Source organism: Neolewinella xylanilytica, from assembly GCF_002934605.1.
Taxonomy (GTDB): Bacteria; Bacteroidota; Bacteroidia; order Chitinophagales; family Saprospiraceae; genus Neolewinella; species Neolewinella xylanilytica.
Map to the genome: position 1 here is coordinate 141939 of NZ_PTJC01000005.1, position 17189 is coordinate 159127.

A 17189-nucleotide genomic window follows, 5' to 3' on the forward strand; every position below is an offset into this window, starting at 1 on the left:
AACGCTCGTTGGACAATTAGCGTGTTTTTAAAAAATTAAGGAGCAAATCTGGCTAGTGACGATAGAACCATCTGGAGGTTAGCCAGAGACCGTTGCAAAAGGGTATCCCGATTAGCATCAACACTTTTCGTAACGCACACTAAAAAGAAGGGAAAGCCTAGCGTTTGATGTAGAAGCCTGCCGGGAGGAAGCGCTGAAGAAATTTCACGCCGGTGAAGGCCTGCTGGGCGAGAACGGAGCCTTCACGCCGCTGCTCAAGTCCTTTCTGGAGCAGGCGCTGGACGGTGAACTGGACGCCCACTTAGCCGACGGCGACCAACCAAATCGTAAAAACGGACGTGGCAAGAAGCGCTTACGCACCTCGATGGGTGAAGTAGAGGTCGTCACTCCCCGCAACCGGAACGGCGGCTTCCAACCGCAAGTGATCGGCAAGCGCCAGCAGCAGTTACTTAAGGACCTCGAAAGGCTGATCATGACCCGCTACGCCCCCGATAGGTATCGGGGCAGTTCGCTTGGCGAAATCCACGATTGGCTAGAGGAGGCGCACGGCGTGGAGGTATCGCCGGCGACGATCTCGCGGGTGACCGACAGATTATTGCGCTACTGGAGGAGTCGCGCACGCGGCCGTTAGAAATCCGATGAGCTTAGCGACGATCAGGAAACTAAAGCGTTTTTCTGAATACGATCCGCTACAAGGTCCGCGAAAGAGGTCAGATAATCATTAAGTTCGTTTACGGGATGATTGCGGGTAACCAAGAGGGCTACCACGATGTACTCGGCCGGTATATTGGTCATAATGAGTCCGCCAAGTTCTGGATGCAGGTACTTACGGACCTGCAGAACAGGGGTTTAGAAGACATCCTGATCGCCTCGGTGGACAATCTGACGGGCTTCGTAGACGCCATCCAAGCCATCTATCCGAAGACCGACATACAGCTCTGCGTGGTGCACCAGATCCGCAACTCGAAGAAGGATCTGGCCTACACCGATACCCGGCGGGCTTAGGGGTAGGGTCCCTAAGGCTTAGCCCAACTGGAACCGCATCCTGGCTCAGCTGGCCATCCTCTACGATGACCGATTGCGCCTGGACCTGTGAGCGCGACCGTCAGCGTACTTTTTGCCCAAGCCAAGCCCCCCCGGTCTTCTACGGGGGCTTGACCAAAAACTACTTCCGCTAGAAAATGCCGTGACACACTTTATGCAATACTCTCTGGCGCGGTGTTAACTACAGTTTATTTAATTTTAATCTTCGATCCAATTCTCTTCTCAAGAATGTTGATGCTGATTGTAGATAATTTTGCTCTACATCTTGATTTTCTTTCATAACATAGTGTACCATTTCTGTTTGTCCGGTTTCTATATTTGTAAAGTCTATTCGAAATCCGTAGTCCACAGGATGGTAAGCGTTTAAAATAGTGATCCTTTTATTTTTGCGATCGTATTCAATGCTATCCCTGATTATTAATCCATTTGATTGTTTTTCTGCTAAATGTTTCGATTTAAAAAACCCAAAGTCTGAAACTAGGAACTCGAAATTCTTTGAAGCTTTTTCAATAAAGTTCCGTCTCCTCAAATTATAAATGTCTCATGGAGTCATTGATATAGCTTCTTAGTTCTTCTGGTTTTTTTTAACTTTCCTAAATACGACAATTAGCATTTCATCTGCTCACAAATGAAATAGATTTTTTGTGTCGTAGTTGTCGATTTCAACGCGATCTGTACAGTGCGGATTACTATGGAAGTTTATGAAAATTCCAATTACCATTTGAATGGTATTAGATGGCCACATAAGTATTGATATGGCAATTAAGGTTATATAAATTGTAGCCAACGTTTGCGGCGGCGCAGACCGGCTACCACCGACCAGCTTCAAGGTAGCCCTTAAAACTACATCGGCACCCGCCCACACCCTCGCCGGTTTGTCGCTGGCGCTATAATCGGCGCGTTTAATTTATCAATCCTGTTAGACTATAATTTCCTTCTGGCTTCTCCTCTCTTATATATTTTGACAACTCGTTCTTTGACTCTACGTGGAGCCAGACGACTGGATTGATACCGAAGATATTTCCAATTTTATGGCGAGATCTGGATTTATCTTTCGTCTACCCTTCAGAACGGCAATTAGATTAGAGTAATCATACTCGATATACTTAGAGAAGCGCCCTTTTGTCACACCAATTGCCTGTATCATCTTTTCAATGAATGTGCCTGGCGGTATGATCTCTTCGCTCTCTTCATTTAAATATGTTTCGATCTGAAACCTAATCGAAAGCAACTCATTTTCAGTCCTTCTCGCCTCAGGCTGACCCTGACTGTGAGCAGAGATCATCTTCTTTAGTTCTTTGAAGCTTTCGGAATTTTGATTTACGAGTGCTTCTCCTAAACCATTTATCCCCCCCTCATTAATAAACTTCTGCTGCTTCTTCATTAGATTGATTAATTGAGATAGGTATCCATCAGCTTTCGACCTGCGTCCGGATTGATGAACATTTGTTGGCCCATGGCGTGTGTTGCTCCGTACTTGTTCTGATACAAATCTATTAGTTTCGTTCTGCTATCAAAGGTTAGGTAACCTATGTAGTGGCCCGTTCCTTCCTCAAAGCTCTTGTAACAAGCAAACGCGATGAGGCATCCAGCCACCCGATCGTATCGCCCGTGTTCGCCAAAATTGTGCGGTGCGACTTCGATGTTGTTCATGTACAGCATCTCACCATTAAGCAACGTGAGCATCAGTACTCCCTCGATTTCACCGGGTTCACTTACTCTAACGATCTTGCAAAACTCAGCTCCTTCCGTTTTGCCTAGTCGCTTCCAGGTAAACTGCCATCCGTCTTTCTTCAATGGCAAGTTCGAACTAGAGCACCTCACTATTAGCGCGTCGACTGATTTACCGCTGCTGGCTTCGACAAGTTGAATTCTCACTCCTGCAACGTACAGTCAAATATTGACATGTACAACGCCTGTTCTGTCTGTATCTGACAGTTGTAGTTTGTCGCCCAACATAAACGCATCCGTATTGCGCATACCCATCTCCACCAGTACGTATGCCGCAATTCAATAACTTGGTTAAGCATAATAAAAATACCGGATTAATTGACGGGTATGCCCCCTATCAGGCCCGTAACCCGCAACGATCGGCGGGAATATGGCTCGTTTCACTCCTTCCGCAAGTCCCCCACCGGCATCCGCGTCACCTCCACCACCTCCTTATTCGTCCCGTAGCCTACGTACAGGTAATCGCCCCACAGCACGCTCTTCGGGTAGCTGTAGCCTGCCCGTTTGTACCGGCCCGGGTAACGCTGGGGCGGCAGGTCGTCGCCACCGCTACGGAGTAGGTACGCCCGGTCGAAAACGAAGCCGTCCGCACTCAGGGTGATGACGAGGGGGATACGCGACTTGCTGCCCGAAGGGTTATTCACCATGAAGGCGGTGCCGTCGGGTAGGTTGCCGGCGCTCTGCTTGGCGCGGGAGTCGGGGGCAGCTACGAGGACGGGTTGGGTCCACGTTTCGCCGCGGTCGTGGCTTACGGCGGCCAGTTTCTGGAAGGTGCCGGCCTGATCGCGGAAGACCATCACTACGGCGCTGTCGCTCCGGTAAAACCAGCTGGGTTCGATCTCGCGGCTCATGCCGGCATCGTCGGTGGGCACGTTTTGCATTTGTCCGGCCCGCCAGCCGGTTGCGCCGAGGGGGTCGTCCGTGTAAAAGGGAGTGGCAATCAGTCCCGGCTGCAGGTGGAAGGCCGTCAGCAGGCGGCCGGAGGGTAGGGCACGGACATCCTGCTCGATGACGCCGGGGACCGGCTGCCCGGTGGCGTAGGTGACCGGCTCCGGGGCTGACCAGTGCTCCCCGTCAATGGAGGTGCGGAATTCGGTGTGACCCTGCTTGGGCCCAGATTCGTGGTCGGGCCAGACGGAGATGTAAGCCACTAGCGTATCACCGTCGGTCCACCAACCGCCACTTGTCGTAATCCCCTGGTCCCAGACCTCAGTGAGTGGGGTAGGGGGTGTCCAGTTTTCGCCGTCCGGACTTCGGCTGTAGAAGACCCGGGTATCCGGACCGTCCTCATCCACCGAAGAGCTCTGCCACTGGGCGTAGAGCATACCCCGAAAGGGAAAGAGGACCACGCCGTGGTTGTACGTATTGTCTCCATCGCCGGGGGAAAAGACGGTGAAGGAAGCTACGCCCGGGGCCCAGGGTAGACCGAGGGTTTCCGGTTGGTCGAAATCGTACAGCGGGTCTACGGAAAACGGCGGAATGCTGTCCTGGGCTCCCAACACGAAGGTCAGGCAGAGCAGGGGAAGGAGCAAAATATTGAATAAATGCACGTGCTGTAGGGAACTGGCGGACCCTAAACCTAGCGAATTCCTCCAACCGGCCGGGGTAACTGGAAACTAGGTTAGCCGGATAGCCTCCTATTTACCAGATTGCCCGACACCCGCGCCCCGCCGCCCAAAACCCACCGCCCCCCACTTCCGTTTGCTGAGTATGCCGACTGCCGCTTCCACCGCCGATTACGCCTACCTGCTCCGCGAGCAGCAAGCCTACGCCCCCACGCTCGCGAAATCGACGGCCAAGGAGCGGAAGGAAAAGCTCGGCCGTATCCTTCGCTACCTCGACGACGAGCGGAATACCCAGCGGCTGATCGATGCCCTGAAAAGCGACCTGCAAAAGCCGGAGGTGGAGACCCGCCTCAGCGAGATCGGGCCGGTGTACAGCCACGTCAAGTACATCAATAGTAAACTGACCCGGTGGATGGAGCCGCGCCGCATCTCCACGCCACTGGCCATGCTCGGCACGATGAATTACGTCTACTACGAGCCCAAGGGCTGCGCGCTCGTCATTGCCCCGTGGAACTACCCCTTCAATCTCGCCATGGTGCCGGTGCTCTACGCTATCGCCGCGGGCTGCACGGTGGTGCTGAAGCCCTCGGAGCACAGTCCGGCGACCACGGAATTCATGCGGGCCATGTTCGATAAGTTGTTCGCCGACAACGAGATCGCGGTGGTGAAGGGGGAGGCCGAAACCTCCGCGGCCCTGACAAGACTGCCCTTTAACCACGTGTTTTTTACCGGTAGTCCGGCGGTGGGGAAGAAGGTGATGGCCGCCGCCGCCGAAAACCTGGCCAGCGTGACCCTCGAACTCGGGGGCAAGTCGCCCTGCATCGTGGACGCGGACGTGAACCTGAAGAACTCCGCCCGCAACGTGGTCTGGGGCAAGGGCTTCAACGCCGGCCAGACCTGCATCGCGCCCGACTACCTGATGGTGAACGACGCCGTCGCTAAGCCATACGTCAGCGCCCTGTGCGAAGCCGTGACCGCCTTCTACGGCGAGGATCCCCAGGCATCCGACAGCTACGCCCGTATCGTCAATAACAAGCAGTTCGACCACCTGACCGGCCTGCTGGAGGACGCGATCGGGAAGGGCGCCCAGGTGGTCTGCGGGGGCCGCCACGACCGTGCCGATCGGTACTTCGCGCCTACCATCCTCACCGGGGTGACCCGCGAGATGCGGGTGATGCGGGAGGAGATCTTCGGGCCCATCCTGCCCGTGATGACCTTCAACAACCTGACGGAGGTAGTGGCGTTCGTCAACCGCCTGCCCAAGCCGCTGGCGTTCTACATCCAGGCGAAGAACCGCCGCATCGTAAAGCGGTTGCTGGCCGAGACCAGTGCCGGCGGTACGTTGGTGAACGAATTTTTCCTTAGCAACGCCAATCCGGCCCTGCCCTTCGGCGGCATCAACAACAGCGGGATTGGCAAAAGCTACGGCTACCACGGCTTCCTCGATTTCACGAACCAGCGCGCGGTGGTGGAGCGCAAGTTTCTGGACCTTAGTTCCGTTTATCCGCCGTACACGGATAAGGTGAAGTCGCTGGTCCGTCGTATTTATCGGTGGTAAGCCCGTGTTTATCCTGCCTTCATAACTTACCTTTGCCCTATGGATCTACTCCTGACAATCGCCCTGATCTGGTTTGCATACCGTGGTTACCGGTGGTACCAGCGCATGCAATCGCAGGTGGGGCCCGGCCGTAAGCCCCACGATAAGCTGGATATCACGCCCGAGGAGGAGCGGGATGATTATATTGATTACGAGGAGGTTAAGTAGGGGGGGGCCGCTGGCGCGGGTTTTGGGGTTCCGCTTGGAGGGTTAGAGGTTCACCACAGAGGATACAGAGGGCTTCACAGAGGAATCACGGAGGACGCGGGAACTTGTCGCTGCGCGACTGGGGGGTATTTTAACACTGATTTTTACGGATTAGGGCACTGATTTCCACGGATTTTCCATCGCTTCCTGGTCGCTGCGCGACGGGTAGGGTTACCGCAGAGAAAGGAGGAGCGCTAAGTTTCGCCGAGGATAGGGGGTGTCTTGCTTTTTCAGGCGTAGGGAAGGGGGTTCGTCAGCGAGCAAGGAAGACTGGGGGCGCGCTGCGCGACCGGGGTTTTAACACTGATTTTTACAGCTTCGCTACGCGGCTGCCTTCGGCGGTTAGGGTACGGATTTTCACGGATTTCCTTGTAGTGGAGGTCGCTGCGCGACGAGGAGGTTTTCCCAAAGAAAAGAGGAGCGCCGAGTTTCGCCGAGGGAGGTACGGTTTTGTTAAACACAGATGGCACTGCGTGCTTCACAGAGGGCTGCACAGAGTTGCCACAGAGACACCTCTTCCATCACTGTGGTACCTGCATTATCTCTGCGGAACCTCTGCGCTCTCCGCATACTCTGCGGTGAAAAAAGGAGCCGCAGGCTATGTCCCATAACCTAAAATCACCGCGAACAGCGCTCACGAGCCGCAGGCGAGCTACCGCGCCAAGAAAATCCGTGAAAATCTGTGCCCAAAATCAGTGAAATCTGTGTTGAGAAATCGAGCCGAAGGCGAGCACCCCCACCCGCTCTGTGGAACCTCTGTGATGCCCTCCGCGAAGTGCGGCGAAGCACCCTCAGTGTTAAACCTCCACGAGCCAAAGGCGAGCACCCCGTACCTTTCCCCACCAACCCTCCCTCACGAGCCGAAGGCGAGCACCCCCACCCCCTCTGTGGAACCGCTGTGACCCCATCCGTGAAGTGCGCAGCACCCTCTGTGTTTAACCTTCCACGAGCCGAAGGCGAGCACCTCTCCCCACAAGCCGAAGGCGAGCACCCCCAACTCCGCTGTGAACCCCTCCGTGAAGTGCGCAGCACCCTCCGTGTTGAACCTCCCACGAGCCGCAGGCGAGCCCCAATAGCTATCAGGCCGGCAGCCCTTCGTACTTCGTACTTGAAACATCGTACTTCCCATCCCCCCGAGCCGCAGGCGAGCAATCAAACCCGCCTTACCTTTACCAAATGCCAGACCAACCGAAATTCCCCGGCCGCCCGGGCGACTGGGTCCTCTACAAAGACAACCAGCTAATCGCCTTCAACAAACCCGCCGGCATGCCCGCCGTACCCGACAAAAAGGGAAGCCCCAACCTCCTCCAGGTAGCCGCGGCCTACACCCGGCACGATCTCTTCCCCATTCACCGGCTCGACCGGCCCGTCTCCGGCGTGATCCTTTTCGGAAAGAAACCCGCGGCCCAGGCGCAGGTCACCGAGCAGTTCCAGGCCCGCACCATCGAGAAGACCTATCTGGCCATCGTCGGCGAGCGCCCGGAGCAGGACGAAGACATCCTCGTCCACTTCCTCCGGGAGGCCAAAGGCAACAACGCCGAGATCGTCGACAGCAGCGACAAAACCGCCAAGCGCGCCGAACTCCGCTACCGCTACCTCGGCAGCAGCGACCGCTACCACCTGCTGGAGGTCGTGTTGGTCACCGGCCGGAAGCACCAGATCCGCGCCCAGCTCGGAGCCATCGGCTCGCCCATTCGCGGGGATGAGAAGTACGGCTTCAAACGCGGTAATCCGGATCGCACCATCGATCTGCATGCTTACACGCTTGCTTTCGATCACCCAATCAGTGGGAGCCGCGTGGAACTGCAGGCGCCGCTGCCGGAGGAACCCGTTTGGGAGGCTTTTTCGTCTTTACTTACTTCGCGCTCGTAGAGCGCTTCGAACTTCGCTGCCGGAGGCAGCTTTTTACTTGCGCTGTCGGGAGACAGCATCCTACTATGGCCGACATCATTTTTCAGTACTTCCCCGATCTCAGCCCGCGGCAACGCGAGCAGTTCACGGCCCTCGGTGGCCTCTACCGCGACTGGAACGCCAAGATCAACGTCATCAGCCGCAAGGACATCGATAACCTGTACGTCCACCACGTGCTGCACTCTCTCGCCATCGCTAAAGTGGTTTCGTTTCGCGACGGCGCGCAGGTGCTGGATCTCGGAACGGGCGGGGGCTTTCCTGGTATTCCCCTGGCTATCCTCTTCCCGCAGGCCCAGTTTCACCTCATCGACGGTACCGCCAAGAAGATCCGCGTCTGCCAGGAAGTGATCGACGCCCTCGGCCTGAAAAATTGCCGGGCGGAGCAGAAGCGTGCCGAGGAACTCAAGCGGCCGGCTTACGATTTCGTCGTCACCCGTGCCGTTGCCAAGATCGAACAGCTCGCCGCATGGAGCTTACGGCTGATCTCCCAAAAGCAGCGCCATGGCCTGCCCAATGGCATCCTCGCGCTCAAGGGAAAAGGACTGAAACAGGAGTTGGCCGCGCTTCCCAAGGGGGCGTACGTGGAGGAGTACCCGATCGATACATGGTTTTCGGAGGAGTTTTTCGGGGAGAAGGAGGTGATGTACTTGCAGTATTGATGGGAGGTTTATCAAGGGAGGTAGTCGCTGCGCGACAAAGGGGTAAACACAGAGGTCCCACGGAGTAGGGCACAGAGGAATCACAGAGAGGTCGCTACGCGACGGAAGGGGCACCGCCGAGGCGCCAAGAGCACAAAGTTTCGCAGAGTACACACGGAGGTGCCCCAGAGGGTAGCTATTGGAGGCTTTAAGCAGGTGTCACTTGGTGACTTTGAGGGGTTTTCCACGGGGGGGACATGCGACCCACGGAAATGTCCGGCCCTGGAAGGGACGCCTGCAGTTAGCGAGGTCTGTCACGAGCGCAAGCGAGGGGAGGGCCTCGCCGTCATGAGGGCGTCACAACGAAGTAGTCCTTACGCGACAGGAGAAGTACCGCAAAGGCGCAAAAGAGCGTTAAGTTTCGCAGAGGTGTGCGGGAAAAATCCGTGTAATCCGTGCCAGGGCGTAGCCAATCCGTGAACCGCGAAGCAGCGACAAAGTCAATCGGTATTGAGAAAGCTACGAGCCGCAGGCGAGAAGAAGGGTAAATAAAGAGCGTTCGCTCGCGACAGGAGGATTACCGCAAAGGCGCTACCTTTCGTGGAGGTCCTGCGGGAAAAATCTGTGCAATCCGTGCCAGGGCGTAGGCAATCCATGAACCGCGAAGCAGCGAGGAAGTCAATCGGTGTTGAGAAAGCCACAAGCCGAAGGCGAGGAGACGCAGATATAGATCTCCAGCGCAGTCAAGGAGAACAACAATGTTCCCCGTGGAACTACATATACCCCAGGGCCATCACCAAAAAGGTGAGCATAAATGGCATAGATACCCAGAACCACTGGTTCAGGAAGATCAGCATCAGGAAGAAAATGACCGCGCTGATCAGGAAAAACAACCAGTACTTACCGGTGGTGGTATGGGGTTGGTCGGCAGCGGTAACGGCTTCGCGGGAAGTCATGGGGTAGAATTTGGAGGGTAAAGATAAGGTGTCGATCAATAACCAACCTCGCTTGCGGCAGCCCGGTCAAGGAACCAGTGCAGATTGCCGGAGGTGGGGTTAATGTGCGCGGCGGGGAAAGAATCGGCCAATTGTTCCCGGTTGACGATTTGGGCGACGCGTAGCGTTTTGGAACTACCGGTTATCAGGAAAATGACCTCGTCGGAGGCATCAATTACCGGGCCGGTGAGCGTTACCCGTTTTTGGCCGGATTCAGGGTGAGTGGCTACCGCGCAGATAGCATCGGAGGTGAGCAGAGCCATATTGTCCGGAAAGATGGAGGCCGTGTGTCCGTCACCGCCCATCCCGAGCATATTCAGGTCGAAAATGGGTAAGCCGTCGGAGTTCTGCGGCAGTAGTTCGGTGATCGTGGCCGCGTACGCTTCGGCGGCGGCTTGCGGTTCCAGGTCGGTAGGGACGGGATGTATCTGCTCTTTCACTACCGGAACGTGATCGAAAAGCAGGTTCTTCACTTCGCCGTAGTTGCTCTCGGCATCGTCGTAGGGTACCATCCGCTCGTCGCCCCAGAAAAAGTGGAGGCGGCTCCAGTCGATAGTATCCTGGTACTCGGCGGCCAGTAACTTGAACAGCAACTTGGGGGTCGATCCGCCGGATAGCGCCCAAAAGAACGGTCCTTCTCCCCGTTCCTCCAGCTTATCAACTAGGTGATCGGCGAAGGCGCGGGCAACGGCGGGGCCGTCCGTGTATACGTGCAGGTTGGGACTATAAATCGACTTATCCATGCTTAATCAGGTCTAAAAGGTCATCGGCGCTGAGGCTGGCGCTCTGTTCGGTACCGGCGAGGAGGCTATCGGCCAGGTCCCGCTTCTCGGCGTGTAATTTCACGATTTTCTCCTCAATGGTGTTCTCGGACACGAAGCGGTATACCGTCACGGGCCGCTGCTGACCGATCCGGTGGGCCCGGTCGCTCGCCTGGTCTTCTACGGCGGGGTTCCACCACGGGTCGAGGTGCAGCACGTAGTCGGCCGCCGTAAGCGTAAGTCCCGTACCACCGGCCTTCAGGCTGATCAGGAAGATGTCGCCCTCGCCCCGCTGGAAGGCCTGTACGGCTTCGTCGCGTTTCGGACCGGGAGTACTGCCGTCGAGGTACTGGTAGGGGACGTTGTTGGCGATGGCCCACTGCTCGACAATTTTCAAGTGTCGAACGAACTGACTGAATATCAGTGCTTTATGGCCGCCTTCGCGCAATTCTTGGACGGTTTCCGCCAGTAGTTCGAGCTTGCTGCTTTCAATATCGACGTCCGGGTCGACGAGCTTGGGGTGGCAAGCCGCCTGCCGCAGTTTCATCAGTTCGGCCAGAATCTGGAAGCGGCGGTTCGGTCCTTCGCTGTCGTCGATACTTTCCAAAGCCCGCTGCCGCAGGGCCTCGTAGAACGCCCGTTCCGCCGCGGAGAGCTCTACGGTGAGGGTAACTTCCGTCTTCGGTGGCAGTTCTTCCAGCACCTCTTCCTTGCGCCGGCGCAGGATGAAGGGCTGAATGAGGCGCCGCAGCTGCTGCCGACGCTCGTTGTCGTTGTTCCGGGTGACCGGAATGGTGTATTTCTCGTTAAACCGCTGGAAGGTGCCTAGCAGGCCGGGGTTCAGGAAGGTAAACAGGTTCCAGAGCTCCCCGAGGTGGTTCTCGATCGGCGTACCCGTGGTGGCTACCCGGAAATCGCCCTGCAGTTTCATGGCGATCTGGCTGCGTTTGGTGCCCCGGTTCTTGATCGCCTGCGCCTCGTCCAGTACGATGGTCCCGAAGCGTTTCTCAGCCAGTGCATCGCCCTCGAAGGGCAGCAGGCCGTAGCTCACCACCAGCATATCGTAAGGACCGACATTGTCGATGATTTCCTGACGGTCGCTACCGACCAGCAGGATAGGATTCAGGGTGGGGGCGAACTTGGCCGCCTCCCGCATCCAGTTGCGCGTCACGGAAGCCGGCGCGATCACCAGGGCCGGGCCTTCCTCGGCGCGGGCCTGCAGCATCGCCAGGGCCTGAACGGTCTTACCCAGACCCATATCGTCGGCCAAACACGCCCCGACACCCCAGTCGGCCAGGCGCATCAGCCAGCGGAAACCATCGAGCTGGTAAGGACGAAGCTCGGCACGAAAGGTGCTCGGCACGCGTGCCATGGTGAGGTTAACCGTCTGAATTCGCTCCAGGCTCTCCCGCCAGGCGATGTCGGTTTCGAAGGCACCCAGCTGATCGGCCACGTCGTCGAGTAGACCACTGGCGAGGGGGTGTAACTGCATCCCGTCACCGTTTTTGCTCATCAGCCCCTCCATTTCCCGGAGTTTGCGCCGCAGCTGCTCGGTGAGGGCCACATACTGCCCCTCGCTGATCTGAATAAAATTGCTCTGCTCGTTCTCGCTGACTTTATCGATCAGTTCGCGGAAGGTCAGCATCTGCTGCTCGTCGACGGCCAGGGTGCCCTCCACGTCGAACCAGCCGGCCTTTTCCTTGACGCCCAGGCTCAGGTCACCGAAATCGACACTGCCGACCAGTTTGATCTTTTCGCCGCGGGGATGTTCCAGGACGATGCGGTCCAGTGCACGCAACGGTTGTAGTTCGAGCAGTACGTTGAGGCAGTCCTCCACCTCGTCTATCTGCCACTCGTAGTCGCGGTGTACGATTTTCTGGAGGGTAGGGCAGTCGACGATGACACCTTCGGCTCGTTCGATCTCCCGGGAGAGGTCGCGTTCGGCTAGTCGGCGGTGGCCATCGGTTTCGCTGATGACTTTGTTCCGGCCCCGCCCGGGCTTGAAGTACTGGTCTTCTTCGAAAATGGGACGAACGAAGAATTCCACCTTGAAGGTTTCGCCTACGGGCAGCAGGTGAACGTAGGTACGGGAATCCGCCTTGGTCTCGTCGAGATCGTCGATAACGCCGGTAAGGGTGTTCTGGACCTCGGTGAATTTGCTCAGGTTACGCGCTACCTCCAGCAACCGGTGGCGGGCCCGTTTGGGAATTTCCAGTCCCTGGCCGATCTGCCGGTGAATCTGGCTGTGGCCGTCATTCACCTCGATCACTTGGTAGCGGGTCGGGGTTTCCTTGACGACCTGTACCCCGGTACCGTTGAAATCCTGGGCGAAGCGAAGATGCAGCCGGTTATTGGTCTCTTCGATCAGTAACTGGGGGTTGCGGCGAATCAATTCTACCCCGATGGCGGGGTTCTTCGTAAGATACAGGTTCGGATGGCCGACAAGTGCCAGCAGTGCATCCTCGTAGTTAATCGTGTAGCTGCCGTTGGGGTGGTATTTGCTATAGTCTTCCTCGATGGCCTTGGCTACGGAGACGTCCTGCGGGGTCATTCCCTCCACGTCGCCCTGTTTGACCCGCTTGAGGGCCACTTTCCGTCCCTTCGACCAGCTGCCGCCCTTACTGAGGGTCTGCTCGCGGGGTTCCAGGTCGCGGTTCTCGAAATCGACGAACCACACGAAGCGGCTGGTCTTCTTGGTCCGTTTGCCATTGTTGCGGTCGGGGGTACCCATTCCGACGAGTACCTCCAGGGCGCGTTCCCACGGCTCGATGCGCGGCATGGCGTCCGCCAGACTAAAGATGCGTAGCTGGTCACTCAGTTGCTGAGCGCGGCCGGCGTAAGCTTCCCTGGCATCGGCCTCGGGGTGGCGTAAGGAGAGGACGCGGGTGACCTCCATTTCTACCCACTTGTAGCCATTATCCTGGGCCTTTTCGCGGAGTTGCTCGAGCTCTTCCAGGTAATGGGCCGACCGGATAGCGGTATTCCCATCCGTCCAAAGCCGGTAGAGGGCGAGAAAGGTGTGAGCGAAGGCATTCGCCTCCATACGGTCCAGACCGGCCCGTGCGGCCTCCTGGGCTTCCTCGTCGTTGCGCAGGTAGGCGTGAAGGGCTTTGAAGACCAGGTAGGTGCCGCCTAACCGGAGATTCTGGACCGGATCCAGGTTATCGAGGTGATAACCGATCGCTTCGGCGCTCTTTACCCCCCCGTTCCGGAGTAAGGACAGCAAGTAGAGGTAACCCGCCAAATGAGCCGGATACTTGTTCTCGTATTCCCGTCGGTACCCCTTGCGAACGTCGTCGATCAGTTCCTGTGCCGCTTCGTCGTCGTCGCGCAGCACGTGGTAGATCAGGTAATTGGCGGCACTGCGCCACTCGCTCGTTTCCAGATCGGCCCATAGCTGCAACCGGCTCCAGGCGCCCTGAAGGACGAAGGCTTCGGCCAGCAATTCCCGTAGGGGGCCGGATTCCGGCTCGCGGATGTGCTCGTGCTGCTCCAAAAATTCGATCAGCGGATCCAGCGACTCCATGGTTACGAGCGCCCGGCGGAAGGCTTTCCGCAGGTTGATCTCCTGCCAGGCGGGCACCAGGGTTTCGACCCAGCGTGGATCGAACTCGGCAAAGAGGGGATCGATGAATATGCCGGTGCGGGCCTGATCCGGGTAAAAATTCTCGGATTCCCGCTGCAGTCGGTCGAAGCCGGACTCGTTCTGCTGGTAAAAGGCGATACGGATCTCCCGCATCAACGCGTGTGGACTAGCGGGTTGCCAGTACGTTTTATAGGGTAATTCCCGCCGTATTTCGTTGAGTAAAACCGTAAAATCGGGTCGCCGACCGGCGTGGCGCATAATGGCCTCACTGATTTCGGGATTGATCCGCCAGCCGTGATCGCTTTGCTTGACCAGCACGTTTTCCGCGTACAGGCGGTGCACGATATCCTCGGTGTCGGCGTGGGTAAACCGGGACTCGCCCGCGGGCGGAGGCATACCGATCTTGTTCAACAGGCGGGACAGGTCGAGAACGGAGCGCTCCTCGTATACGATACTCATGGCCGTGGCGACGTCACGGTCGGTAGCGCTCAAATTTTTCCAGGCGGCGCGGAAGGCTCCGTTCATTTAGCTTTCAATCAGGGTTATCTAGTTCTAAAGGCTCAGGGGCAATTGTAAGTTGTGCCAGGGTGAGGGTTTTTCCGGGCTAATTCATTGCTCCTGCGCTCGGCGCCCGCCTACACTCAGGCAGACGCGGGTTTCGATTGCGCCAGCTCCTCCACCATATCGGCGATTAGCAAGCGCAATTTTGGTTCTACGGACTGGACGGTCGCGATGACGTCCTCCACCGTAGTGGGCTGGATGTCTACGATGGGGAAGCATTTGTTGCTCACCACCGAGGCCACGAACACGGGGAGATCGGCGTGACGCGCCACCAATACCTCCGGTACGGTCGACATCCCGATCACGTCGGCACCGATGATGTTCGCCATCCGGTATTCGGCGGGCGTTTCGAGATTCGGGCCGGCTAGCGCGAGGTAGACCCCCTCGTGGGAACGCAGACCGTGCTTTTTGGCCAGTTCCATGGCCCGGGCGTTGAGCTCGCGGTTATAGACGTTCACCATATCCGGGAATCGCGGTCCGAGCCGGTCGTCGTTGTGTCCCCGCAGCGGATTATCGGGCTGCATATTGATGTGATCGCGTAGGAAGACGACGTCTCCCGAGCAAATGTTTTCGTTAACGCTGCCAGAGGCATTGGAGATCAGTAGGTGCTCGATACCCAGGGCCTTTAGAACCCGAACGGGAAAGGTGAGTTGTTGCATGCTGTACCCCTCGTAGTAATGCAGGCGACCGGCCATGGCGACCACGGGCACGCCGCGAAGCTTGCCGAGCACCAGTTTACCCCGGTGGGTAGCTACCGTCGACACCGAGAAATAGGGCAGGAGGCCATAAACGAATTCGCGTTCGATCTCGATCTCGTCGACCAGGGTACTTAGGCCGGTGCCGAGGATGATCCCGATCCGGGGCTCGGTCTTGGCACGCTGCTTGATAAAGGCGACGCACTCCTGTATTTGCTGGTATATAGTCATGGAAGGCTAATAAACTTTAGTAACGATGCTATCGGGCAGGTAGGTACCCCATTTCCGGTTGTAGGTATGCACGCGGTCGGTTTCCCCACTTTCATTTACTACGGGGTTTCCGGCGAGCAGCCAGGCATACACGCTGCCGTAAAGGTTGTAAACGTGCCGGAAACCCCGGCTTTTTAGTTCTTCCACCATGCGCTCGCTGCGGTAACCGATGGTACAGTACACGACCAGGGGTGTGCCCGGGTCCGCGCCATCCAGCACGCTGTAAGTCGGATCTTTATAACCGAGCGATCTTGCGCCGGGCAGGTGACTTAAGGCGTATTCCTCGGGCTCACGGGCATCCAGAAAGATCGCACCGGACAATTCCTTCGCTTCGGCCGGACTCAGGGACGCCGAATCGGCGGTGACCATCGTCGACAGCCGCTCATCAAGTGGGGGATATCCCGTGCGCAGCCGTTCGGGAACCTGCTGCCCGGAAAGGCGACAGGCGTACAACAGCAACAGGCTGATACCACCGATCAATGCAATAGCTAGTCTCATCCAAGCCCTAACAGCTAGCGGACGGATGTCGTTGTATTGGCAGCCAATTGTTGCGGTCCCTTTCCCACGCGGTCGGCGAGGTACAGCTTGTCTTCACAGTAGGGCAGCAGATGACCGCGAATAAAATCCTTCACTTCACCGGCGATGGCATCGGGGTAGAGCAGATGTACATTCGGTCCCGCATCAAGGGTGAAGTGAACCGGGTGGCCGGTCTCCCTCCGGTAATGCTGCAAAAGCTTGATGACGTGTAGGGTATTCGGTTCGATCAGGGTGTAATAAGGACGGCTACTCATCATCAAAGCATGCAGCGTAAGTGCCTCACTTTCAAGTAGTTGTCCGAAATTTTCCGTATCTCCTTCCATCAATAACCGCAGCATTTCGGTCACCCGGCGGTTCGCCTGATCGTAGCGGGGTGGCGCGTAGGGATTCTGCTCCATAAGCCCGTGCCCCGCCCGGCTGCTAACGGATTTCTCCTCCCGCGAAACAAGCAGGATATCGTCGTGGTAGGTCTGGAACACCGGGTGCAGCCGGTCGGCGATGCTTACTGCGTATTCGTCGCTGCTATCGGCTACGGCTTCGCTTTTGCCCCACACGGCCGCGGAACCATAAACCGATCGGCTGGCGCTTCCGGATCCCAGCCGGGCCAGGAAGCTGGCCTTTCGGTAAAAGGCTCCCCGATCGGTTAGTGGTTCGAAGAGCGCTTCTTCGAGTGACACCAGGCAAAGGGCCAGCGCACTCATGCCCGAAGCAGAACTGGCGATACCGGCGGAGTGGGGGAAACTGTTCTGGGTCTCCACCCGGAAGCTAAGCTGGCGAAGAAACGGATAGATCGGCAATAGCTTGGAGAAGAACGTCCGGGTGCGTTCTGCAAAGTCCACGCGCGGATTACCGTCAAGGTATAGTTCCAGATCGATGCCTTCCCCTAGCTGCTGGCGGGGCGTATAGTGCAGGGTCGTGTCGGTTGCGGCCGCATCCAGGGTGAAACTGACCGAAGCATTCCGGGGAAGCTGGTCTCCGTGCTTGCCCCAGTACTTTACCAGCGCGATATTGGAGGGGCTGCGCCAGCGAATGGCGCCGGCTTCCACTTCATCGGTGACGAGGGTTAGTCCGCTATTGTCGTATTTCATTCT

General features: G+C 57.3%; 15 protein-coding genes. 6 read left to right on the forward strand and 9 right to left on the reverse strand.

The genetic code is table 11. The features are described 5' to 3' along the window. The first annotated feature begins 223 nt into the window (after positions 1-223). Both CLV84_RS22140 and CLV84_RS22145 read left to right on the forward strand, forming a co-directional pair. Positions 224-631 carry a transposase gene (locus tag CLV84_RS22140; protein ID WP_406603338.1) on the forward strand — a complete coding sequence of 136 codons (408 nt, stop codon included), beginning with the start codon at positions 224-226 and terminating at the stop codon, positions 629-631. Between the two features lie 44 nt (positions 632-675). Continuing rightward, positions 676-1005 carry a transposase gene (locus CLV84_RS22145; RefSeq protein WP_104417789.1) on the forward strand — a complete coding sequence of 110 codons (330 nt, stop codon included), beginning with the start codon at positions 676-678 and terminating at the stop codon, positions 1003-1005. Between the two features lie 1021 nt (positions 1006-2026). Here the strand turns inward: CLV84_RS22145 and CLV84_RS00530 are convergent. The 3 genes from CLV84_RS00530 to CLV84_RS00540 all read right to left on the reverse strand — a co-directional run bounded on the left by CLV84_RS00530 (position 2027) and on the right by CLV84_RS00540 (position 4307). Continuing rightward, the gene (locus tag CLV84_RS00530) at positions 2027-2428 is read right to left on the reverse strand and encodes a helix-turn-helix domain-containing protein (RefSeq protein ID WP_104417790.1); all 402 of its coding nucleotides are present in this window, start codon (positions 2426-2428) and stop codon (positions 2027-2029) included. Between the two features lie 8 nt (positions 2429-2436). Continuing rightward, a complete protein-coding gene (locus CLV84_RS00535; RefSeq protein ID WP_104417791.1) occupies positions 2437-2841 on the reverse strand; it encodes a hypothetical protein in 405 nt (134 codons plus the stop codon). A 314-nt stretch (positions 2842-3155) separates the two neighbouring features. Continuing rightward, the gene (locus CLV84_RS00540) at positions 3156-4307 is read right to left on the reverse strand and encodes a sialidase family protein (RefSeq protein WP_211295117.1); all 1152 of its coding nucleotides are present in this window, start codon (positions 4305-4307) and stop codon (positions 3156-3158) included. A gap of 178 nt (positions 4308-4485) precedes the next feature. Here CLV84_RS00540 and CLV84_RS00545 point away from each other — a divergent pair, with 178 nt between their 5' ends. The 4 genes from CLV84_RS00545 (at position 4486) to rsmG (ending at position 8714) form a co-directional block, all read left to right on the forward strand. Next, positions 4486-5898 (forward strand): aldehyde dehydrogenase family protein, encoded by a 1413-nt coding sequence (locus CLV84_RS00545; protein WP_104417792.1) that lies wholly within the window; start codon positions 4486-4488, stop codon positions 5896-5898. 39 nt (positions 5899-5937) lie between these two features. Then, positions 5938-6105, forward strand: a complete 168-nt coding sequence (locus CLV84_RS21625) for a hypothetical protein (RefSeq protein ID WP_170067509.1) — start codon at positions 5938-5940, stop codon at positions 6103-6105. Positions 6106-7320: 1215 nt separating this feature from the next. Beyond that, entirely contained in the window at positions 7321-8016 is a 696-nt protein-coding gene (locus CLV84_RS00555; protein WP_104417794.1) for an RluA family pseudouridine synthase, read from the forward strand. 65 nt (positions 8017-8081) lie between these two features. Beyond that, complete coding sequence (gene rsmG, locus CLV84_RS00560; RefSeq protein ID WP_104417795.1) at positions 8082-8714, forward strand: 16S rRNA (guanine(527)-N(7))-methyltransferase RsmG; 633 nt, start codon at positions 8082-8084, stop codon at positions 8712-8714. Positions 8715-9466: 752 nt separating this feature from the next. Here rsmG and CLV84_RS00565 read toward each other — a convergent pair. From CLV84_RS00565 to CLV84_RS00590, 6 genes are all read right to left on the reverse strand, one after another. Beyond that, on the reverse strand, positions 9467-9649 hold the full coding sequence (locus tag CLV84_RS00565; protein WP_104417796.1) for a hypothetical protein: 183 nt from the start codon (positions 9647-9649) through the stop codon (positions 9467-9469). A gap of 35 nt (positions 9650-9684) precedes the next feature. Beyond that, positions 9685-10431 (reverse strand): 6-phosphogluconolactonase, encoded by a 747-nt coding sequence (gene pgl, locus CLV84_RS00570; protein WP_104417797.1) that lies wholly within the window; start codon positions 10429-10431, stop codon positions 9685-9687. Continuing rightward, complete coding sequence (locus CLV84_RS00575; protein ID WP_104417798.1) at positions 10424-14560, reverse strand: DEAD/DEAH box helicase; 4137 nt, start codon at positions 14558-14560, stop codon at positions 10424-10426. The genes pgl and CLV84_RS00575 overlap by 8 nt, the downstream gene beginning before the upstream one ends. Positions 14561-14676: 116 nt before the next feature. After that, positions 14677-15522, reverse strand: coding sequence for a purine-nucleoside phosphorylase (locus CLV84_RS00580; RefSeq protein ID WP_104417799.1), 846 nt, complete (start codon positions 15520-15522; stop codon positions 14677-14679). A gap of 6 nt (positions 15523-15528) precedes the next feature. Beyond that, a complete protein-coding gene (locus tag CLV84_RS00585; RefSeq protein ID WP_104417800.1) occupies positions 15529-16059 on the reverse strand; it encodes a rhodanese-like domain-containing protein in 531 nt (176 codons plus the stop codon). Positions 16060-16073: 14 nt separating this feature from the next. Continuing rightward, on the reverse strand, positions 16074-17186 hold the full coding sequence (locus CLV84_RS00590) for a diphosphomevalonate/mevalonate 3,5-bisphosphate decarboxylase family protein (RefSeq protein WP_104417801.1): 1113 nt from the start codon (positions 17184-17186) through the stop codon (positions 16074-16076). Between the last annotated feature and the right edge of the window lie 3 nt (positions 17187-17189).